General features: G+C 40.5%; 8 protein-coding genes. 4 read left to right on the top strand and 4 right to left on the bottom strand.

What is annotated here, in order from left to right:
- The 3 genes from trmB to ABZB17_RS16920 form a co-directional block, all read right to left on the bottom strand.
- A partial coding sequence (trmB, locus tag ABZB17_RS16930) for a tRNA (guanosine(46)-N7)-methyltransferase TrmB (protein ID WP_372651827.1) occupies positions 1-619 on the bottom strand: 619 nt, incomplete at its 3' end.
- A gap of 77 nt (positions 620-696) precedes the next feature.
- Entirely contained in the window at positions 697-1167 is a 471-nt protein-coding gene (locus ABZB17_RS16925; protein WP_372651825.1) for a gliding motility lipoprotein GldH, read from the bottom strand.
- Positions 1168-1234: 67 nt separating this feature from the next.
- Positions 1235-2503: a stage 0 sporulation family protein gene (locus ABZB17_RS16920; RefSeq protein WP_372651823.1), complete on the bottom strand. Its 1269-nt coding sequence runs from the start codon at positions 2501-2503 to the stop codon at positions 1235-1237.
- Between the two features lie 520 nt (positions 2504-3023).
- Between ABZB17_RS16920 and ABZB17_RS16915 the strand changes: the two genes are divergently transcribed.
- The 4 genes from ABZB17_RS16915 (at position 3024) to ABZB17_RS16900 (ending at position 7787) form a co-directional block, all read left to right on the top strand.
- The gene (locus tag ABZB17_RS16915; RefSeq protein WP_372651821.1) at positions 3024-3947 is read left to right on the top strand and encodes a hypothetical protein; all 924 of its coding nucleotides are present in this window, start codon (positions 3024-3026) and stop codon (positions 3945-3947) included.
- Positions 3948-4031: 84 nt separating this feature from the next.
- Positions 4032-4529: a hypothetical protein gene (locus ABZB17_RS16910; RefSeq protein WP_372651819.1), complete on the top strand. Its 498-nt coding sequence runs from the start codon at positions 4032-4034 to the stop codon at positions 4527-4529.
- Positions 4530-5435, top strand: a complete 906-nt coding sequence (locus ABZB17_RS16905; protein WP_372651817.1) for a DUF4249 domain-containing protein — start codon at positions 4530-4532, stop codon at positions 5433-5435. It abuts the gene before it with no gap.
- A 6-nt stretch (positions 5436-5441) separates the two neighbouring features.
- Positions 5442-7787 carry a carboxypeptidase-like regulatory domain-containing protein gene (locus tag ABZB17_RS16900; RefSeq protein WP_372651815.1) on the top strand — a complete coding sequence of 782 codons (2346 nt, stop codon included), beginning with the start codon at positions 5442-5444 and terminating at the stop codon, positions 7785-7787.
- Positions 7788-7797: 10 nt separating this feature from the next.
- Here the strand turns inward: ABZB17_RS16900 and ABZB17_RS16895 are convergent.
- Positions 7798-8649: ATP-binding protein (locus ABZB17_RS16895; RefSeq protein ID WP_372651813.1), on the bottom strand; the 852-nt coding region annotated here is incomplete at its 5' end.

Genomic DNA, 8649 nt, shown 5'->3' with positions numbered 1-8649 from the left:
TAAATGCCAGGTATTTACTTGGTATTCCACGGTCGAGCCACTGTTTTTCGTAAAACGTACGGATACGCAGCACATCGGTTAATCCTTCCCACTCGTACAAATTATCGGTTTCGGCCAGTATTTCGAATTGATTGAGTTTAGCCATTTCCAGCGTGTAGTGGTACTGAAAATTACTGTCGGTTTTTAAATGCACCACACCGCCGGGTTTCAAAAACTTCCGGTATTTATTCAGGAACGTTGTTGAGGTAAGGCGTTTGCGCGCTTTCCGCATTTGCGGATCTGGGAAAGTGAGCCAGATCTCATCTACTTCATCCTTACCAAAAAACTGTGTAATCAGTTCGATGTTGGTACGCAAAAATCCCACATTTGTCATTTCGCGCTGAAAGGCCTGTTTTGCGCCTTTCCACAGCCGCGCGCCTTTAATATCCACACCAATGTAATTGATGTTCGGATTCATTGCCGCCAGCTCAACAGTATACTCACCCTTGCCACAACCCAATTCTAAAATCAGGGGCTGATCGTTTTTAAAAAATTCGGCCGACCATTTTCCTTTTAAATGAAAATCATCGTGTCCAACCTTATGAAACGGCGCCTGAACAACGTGTTCATAGCTCTTCATTTCATCAAATTTCTTCAGCTTTCCTTTTCCCACCTCTAAAAAATAAACTATTGGTATTTATAAATTTCCTTGATCTTCTATTCGACTTTTTCCACACGCACACCCACGTCGGAAATTCCTTTTAGATCATCGTTTCGCATGCCTTGCTGCAAACTTATGGTATAATCGCCCGAATGGGGGAAAAACACATTGCGCCGGTATATTGCCTCACGGGTTTTTAATCCGCCAAAACCTTCACCCAGCCATTTCCCCGACGGATCGGCCAGCACCATTTCGAAAGTATCTTTCACCGTTTCTCCACCGGGTTGCTCAATGGTAACAAACAGCCACAGGTTGCTGTAGCGGTAATCCACATTGTTGCGCACATTAATATAAAGATTCTGATTTTGCAGCGTATCGGTAACCGGCACCTTAAACACCACCAGCGAATCTTTGTTCCAAACGCCTTTGTTTATTGGTTTGTATTTATCGAAAACGCTGTGCGATTCGCAAGCTGCCATCAACACCACAATTCCCGCAAAAAGTATAATCTGAAAAAAACGACTCATTCTGCTTCAACTATTTTTTTTTCGAAAGATCAATACATCAAACGTTATAAAACGCAAGTTGTTTTCTTTAATTACGGTTTTGGCTACGATTTTGATTGGATCGCCGGTTTTGGCTTCCCCCTCTGTTTTGCTTTGGTTTACGGTTTTGTCCGTCTCCCTGGCTGCTATCTTGCCTGCGATCGGGGTTCTGTCCCTGCGCACTGGGCTGATTTTGATTTCTGCCCCGGTTTGGATTACGACGGTTGCTCCGTTTTTTCGAACGGCTGCTTTTCTTGGCCCGGTCGAAACGATCCAAATCTTCCTGCCCTACCACATTATGGAATGTGTCTTCCTTCTGTGCCCCGGCATCGTATTTTTCAATTACCAGTTTCTCGGGTTTTTTGCCGTTACGGTTTAATCGCAACACCTCTTTAACCCGTTTTACAGGAACTCCCACCAATGTTCCGGGACCTTCGCCGCGTGGAGCATACCAGTATATTCCACCAAAAATATCGGCTTTCAAAAAAGAATAGGTCTTATGTTCCGTTTCGAGCGGAATATGGTTTGGCGGGAAATCTCTTTGTGCATCAATGTAAGCATCCACCTCGAAGTTGAGGCAACACTTTAATTTACCACATTGTCCGGCCAGTTTTTGCGGGTTTAGCGAAATCTCCTGATGACGTGCTGCATTGGTTGTTACCGAAACAAAATTGCTCATCCACGTTGAGCAGCAAAGTGAGCGCCCGCAAGGGCCTATTCCACCAATGCGGCCGGCTTCCTGGCGCGCACCAATCTGTTTCATTTCGATACGGATGCGGAAAGTTTCGGCCAGAACTTTTATCAGTTGGCGAAAATCAACACGACCATCAGCAATGTAATAGAAAATGGCTTTTGTTTTATCGCCCTGGTATTCCACATCGCCAATTTTCATATCAAGCCGCAAGTCTTTCACAATTTGCCGCGATTTGATCATGGTTTCGTGTTCCAGCGAAATGGCTTCTTTCCACTTGTCGATGTCCACCGGTTTGGCGTGGCGGTAAACTTTGCGGTATTCGCCGTTATTCAGGGTTACTTTGTGGCGTTTCATTTGCTCAAACACCAGCTCCCCTTTTAGCGAAATAATGCCAATGTCGTGACCCGGATTTCCTTCAACGGCCACCAGTTCGCCAACTTTTAGCTTTAAATTATTTACGTTTTTGTAGTAGTCTTTTCGGGTATTTTTAAAACGCACCTCAACAATGTCTTCGCCTTTGTAAGCAGGCTGTACATCGCCAAGCCAGTCGGTAACCTGCAGTTTTCCGCAGTTTCCAACTTTCGTTTGACAAATCCCTCTATCTGTGGTATTTACTTCTTTCATATTTTAGATTCGTAGTACAGAGACCTTTAGATCTGAGACTAAAAGCCTTTTTATCCGGCAATGCCAAGATAATCATTTAACCAACAAAAGTAATGATTAATAGCAATTTGATAGCTAGTGGCTTGGTTTTTAAAATGAATCTAAAAAGGACAACTTATTTAGAAGAAATAAAAATTATCTCCCTAATTCTGTTTTTAACATATTTTTCATGAAAGAAAAAACAAGTAGTTTTATATTCGTAAAGTTGATTCAGGATAACCCCTGCTTTTCGACACCCATTTTAACGAGGGACAAATATTTTAGGGTGGAGTTTATAAAGCACAGAGGTGTTTTACAACGTTTGATTTTTAAAGAATTACTAATAGAAGTGCTTAATTTTTAAAATAGAAAACAATTATAACAACATAAAAACCAAGGGCAAAAAGTAACCCAGCCCTTTAAAAGAACCGGGTTACACAACTTGTTTTATAAACCGGAACGGGGAGCAGCAACTCCCCTTTCCACAAAACTTTACAAAGAAATGAAAAAATTAGTTTTGTTTGCTATGGTAGTAGCAGTTTTAAGCATTTTTAATGCTTGTGAGAAAAGTGATGATTTTATTATCCCAAGCGGAACAAAAGAAAAGACAAACAGTCCTTTGTTTGCCGGATTAGACACCATTGCATTCTCTGTTGAGAATAATATAATGGTATTTGAAACAGAAGAGGACTACCAAAAATGTCTGGACTTTTTGGGAACAATTGAGGTGAAAGATTATCAATTGTTTGAGAAAGAAGTTGGTTTTAGTTCACTTCTTGCTTTGTCAAATAGCGTAATGCAAACTTGTCCGATTGAAGATGAAAAATTTGCCACATTATTGAATCCGAAAATGCAAATTATTATTGAACACTACCTTTTCACTTTGAATCATGATGAAGAAAAGGTCGAAGCTCTGTTTATCGATGATGATTATGAATTAAAGAGTGTAGATACAAATTCAATGAAAGAATTTAGCTATGATGATAATGTATTTGCAATCTTAAAAGGTGAAAATTTAAAAAGTGTTGCAGGTTATTGTGGACAAGAGAACTCTGTACATGAACCAGGTGATGGTATAGTAACATCCGTTGACTACAATAAGTACGGCATTTATAATTCTTTAGTCTCCAAAATATACACCGTATTCTCGGGAAAACCACTTTATCTAAAACATGAAACAATTGATTACCCTCTAGGAACGGTCCCTTCCGGAATTTCTTCCCGATGCTTTTATAAACGAGACGGAAAACAAAATATAATCAGTTACTCTACTGATTTTTCGTACACAGATCATCGAAAAAAGACTTTGTGGGATAATAGAAGACGATTAATCGGATTTCGCATAGACATGAAATACTCCTGGAAGTTTGATAATTATGGAACCGTATCTATTGATACAAATATGATTGAATGCCACCAATACTAAAAAAAATTATTTCATCTCCGGATTCCTCCGAAGATGAAATACCAAAAGCTATATTTAAACAACAAACAAATTATCTTCTCAATCATGAAAACATTCCTATTTCTAGTACTAATGATTCCCATATTTTGCTCTGCTCAGAAAGAAGATAATAAACTTAAACTATGGAATACTGGTATTCACTTTGTACACCGCAGCTCTAAAGCGTATAAAAGCTACAATTACCCACGTCTAAGTGCTGAATACAGCTTTACCAACTGTTCATCAGCTGAATTTACAGTAGAACGTATTGGAGAAATAAAACTCACGGACACAACATACCCATCCTACGGTCGAATTAGTTTAGGCTACAAGCTCAATATTTTACCTTGGGTTACCCAAAATGAATGGTTGGTAAACAACCTAAGAGTTTATAACAGCCTTAGGTATGCACTCAATTTCCGAAATGATTACACCGATTTTCAATTGCTGTACGCCCCTGGTGTGGAATACTACTTCTACAAAGACTTTGGCATAAACACCGAATTTGTTTTTGGGCAGTCCATGAAAACCACTTTTGCAGTAGGAATTAAATACCGCTTTTAAATGAATAAAATCTACTTTATAATTCTTCTAATCGGTTTATTTTCGGCATGCATTGAGGTAGTTGACCTGGATGTGGAAGAAACACCCCACGAACTGGTAGTAAATTGTTTTTTTACCGAAAACCAGCCTTTTGTTGTAAATGTTAGCCGCCTGGCAGCTTACCCCGATCTAACAGACCGAAACCTTGAAGATGCCACAGTTTCGATTTATGAAAACGACATTTTATTAGGGACATTAACACATACTGAAAATGGAAATTATACAAGGAAATCAATTTTACCTGTTCAAGGAAATATGTATTCCATAAAAGTAGAAGTGCCAGGTTTTCCAACAGCAACGGCTAGCGATACCATACCCGAGAAAGTTTTCATCCAGGAATGTAATTACAAGCCAAATGCAGGAGTTGACGAAGAAGGAGATCCTTATGGAGAAATTACTACTTCATTTACAGATTCTCCGAATGCCAAATACTATGCCATCCAACTCTATACCAGATGGGAAAAACCTCTTTATGACCAAAATGGTAATCCTACGGGATCAGAAGTAATATGGTATCCTATTGAACAGTCAAGTTTTGATCCGGTTATCTTAGCCGAAGGCATCACAAAAACTGACTATTGTACCTATTTTGTTTTTAATGACGCGCTATTTTCAAATAAAAACTATAAACTGGCTGTAAATGCCAGCTCTGAATATGACCCCAATAACACAGTACAGGTACTCCTGGAAACAGGCACGGTTAATTATTACCATTATCGCAAAAGTTTGCTTAAACACGAGCCTTATTCATACGAGGACCCTTTCAAACCCTATGCTCCGGTTCCGATATATTCCAATGTTTCCGGCGGGCAAGGCATTTTTTCCGGTTACCAACGCGATATTTATTATTTAAACTTCTCAGATTAACTCCACTTGAAAACACTACTCACCATACTATTTGTTTGCTCATTTATCGTGGCAAAATCACAAGTAACCGTTCACGGTTATATAAAAGACAAAACCACCAACGAACCACTTATTGGAGCCACCATTTCAATAAGCGGAACAAGTATCGGAACATCTACCAATAACTCCGGCTATTTTTCGTTGCGCCTTAACGATACTGACCAAAACAACCTAACAATTCGATACATTGGCTATAAAACAAAGCATTTCTCAATCAACGATAAAAATACAGTTCCGCAGTATTTTTATCTCGAACCGGGCGTTGAAATAAATGAAGTAACCGTAAAAGCGCCCCTGTTTTCTGAGAAACGAATGGGAGCCAATCTTACCGAAATTCCGGTGCAGGAGCTGAAAAAACTTCCTGCTCTTGGTGGTGAGGTCGACCTGTTACGAACCTACCAGCTTTTGCCGGGAGTGCAGGGTGGAAGCGAGGGAAAAACAGGCTTGCACGTTCGGGGTGGAGGTCCGGGGCAAAACCTGATTCTTTTAGATGGATCGCCTTTATACTACGTGAATCATCTGGGTGGATTTTCCTCCATTTTCGATCCTGAAGCCGTTAATAATTTCAAATTGTACAAAGGAGGTTTCCCTGCTCGTTATGGCGGCCGTCTGTCGTCGGTTCTCGATGTACAAATGAAGGAAGGCGATAAAAACAATCATCACACATTTATTAGCATTGGTACTATTTCGGGAAGATTTAATATGCAGGGGCCGTTGCAACAAGGCAAAGGTTCCTATTTTCTTTCCGTAAGGCGTATGTGGCTCGATTTTTTTACTCGTCCATTTTCCTATGTTGCTTTTAATAAGGCATCATTTGGTTACAGCTTTTATGATGTAAACGCTAAAGCAACATTCCAATTAGCCGAAAAAGACAAACTCTATTTAAGTCTCTATTCCGGTGATGACAAGCTTGTATTTAACTATAAAGAAAAATTGTTAGGTGCCGATGAAAAATCAAAACAAAAAATAAAATGGGGAAACCTGCTTGCTGTTGCACGGCTTAACCATACCTTTAAACCGGGCCTAACCAATAACACAAAAGTGTCGTTTACCAAATACCGGTTTATCGACAAGGATTTGTACAAGAACATAGCGGACAATACAAAGTACAACTCGGCATTTAAAAGCCGTATTTACGACTGGGCCGTTAACAGCGATTTTGAATTTCAGCCTGGGAATGCGTATAAAATGCTGGCCGGTGCCGGTGCCACTTTTCATTTTTTCATGCCGGGGAAAACAACCGCAAGCAACATAAACGAAGGCGAAACATACATCGACAGCACTTATGGAAGTACTTCGTTAAATGCTTTTGAAAGCCAGGCTTATATCGAAAACATTTTCTCGTTCAAACACCTGAATTTTAATCTTGGTGCGCGCCTCAGTCATTTTTTGGTTGATGGCAAAAATTACTTTTATGCCGAACCGCGTCTGTCACTGGGAATTCCCGTCGACCCATCAACATCGATAAAAGCATCGTACACAAAAATGCATCAGTATGTTAATATGCTCTCGAATCCAACAGCAGGTTTCGAGACCGATTTCTGGGTGCCGGCAACCGAAAAAGTTCCTCCAAGCAGCTCGCGACAATTCGCTATTGGTATTGAAAAAAATACCTCAAAATTCGAGGCCGGAATCGAAGCGTATTATAAAAAGCTGAACAACCTGGTTACTTTTAAAGAAGGCGAAGTTTTCCAGGGAAATGCTACCGATTGGCAGGAACGAGTGGCCATTAACGGAACAGGAACATCGAAAGGAATTGAATTTTTTGCCCGCAAGAAAACCGGAAAAATAACCGGCTGGATGAGTTATACTTTGGCAAAATCGGACCGGCAATTTGATGAAATTAACTTTGGAGAAACCTACCCGTTTAAATACGATCGCCGCCATGACTTAAGTGTGGTTTTGAGTGTTCCGATAAACGAAGAGTGGAATTTTTCGAGTACCTGGGTTTATGGTTCGGGCTATCCCATTACACTTGCTTTGGGGAAAATGAATACCATTGAAATGAATGATATCCCGAATGGCTCAGACAATTACTATCAGTTTGATGAATATGGCGAATACTACGGAAAGAAGAATTCATTTAAAATGCAGGACTACCACCGCCTCGACATTGGCTTTACCAGAACAAGAGAAAGTTACGGAGTAGAGCGCACTTTAACCATTGGTATTTACAATGTGTACAACCGCAAAAACCCGTATTACTACTTTTATAAACAACGGAAACCCTGGCGTGGCGATTACACAACCGAACTTTACAAGAGTAGTTTTCTACCCTTTTTACCCGCTATAAGTTATAGTTGGAGGTTTTAAAAAGAAGTGATTATCGTTTAATCAGCCTCACCATCCGCAAACCGGTATCCATAAAAACAATACGCGGATTTCCGTTCATGGAGATGTGCTTTATGGCCAGTTCAAACTCGTCGGCAAAAGCCACAATGTTGCGTTCGTTAATAAAAGGTGCGAATTTTTTGCCCCAGTCTTTTTCGGCACGGTTCATATACACAATTTCGCTGCGTTTCATGTTCGACACAAAATACTCGCGCACCAAACGCAGGGAAGCCGCAAAAAAAGCTTTTTGTTTGTCGCGGCCAATCTTTGCCATTTCATCGGCCCAGTCAATCATCTCTTTCACCTGCCGGGCGTAGGCAAAACGCATCATTTCCTGGAATTTCTGGAAATAAAACTGCTCATCGTCCGACGGCGATAAATAACTGAGTGCTTTCAGGTAACTTCCCGAAGCCAGGTGAACCGCATCGGGAACGATTGCCGGATCAACTCCCTCAATTTTCAGCAAAGCATTTTTTATCGATTGATTATCGACAAACGGAAATTTTACCAACTGTGCCCGCGAACGAATGGTGCCGATCACACCTTCTTCGTTTTCGGTTACCAGAATAAAAAGTGTTTTGCTGGGCGGCTCCTCAATCATTTTCAGCAGTTTGTTCGAGCAGGCGATGTTCATTTTTTCGGGCAGCCAAATAATCATCACTTTAAACTCCGACTCAAATGATTTTAGGTTCAATTTACGAAGAATCGATTCGCTTTCACGTTCATATATTTCGCCTTGTGCATTTCCAGCATCAATATGTGCCAGCCACTGGCTAAGTTGAAAATACGGATTTGTGGCAACCATTTCGCGCCACTTGGGTAGAAAATCGTCGCTAACGGGTTT

Source organism: Draconibacterium sp. (genome assembly GCF_041583095.1).
Classification (GTDB): domain Bacteria; phylum Bacteroidota; class Bacteroidia; order Bacteroidales; family Prolixibacteraceae; genus Draconibacterium.
The sequence above is the reverse complement of the archived record's forward strand: the minus strand, read 5'-3'. Positions and strand labels throughout refer to the sequence as shown.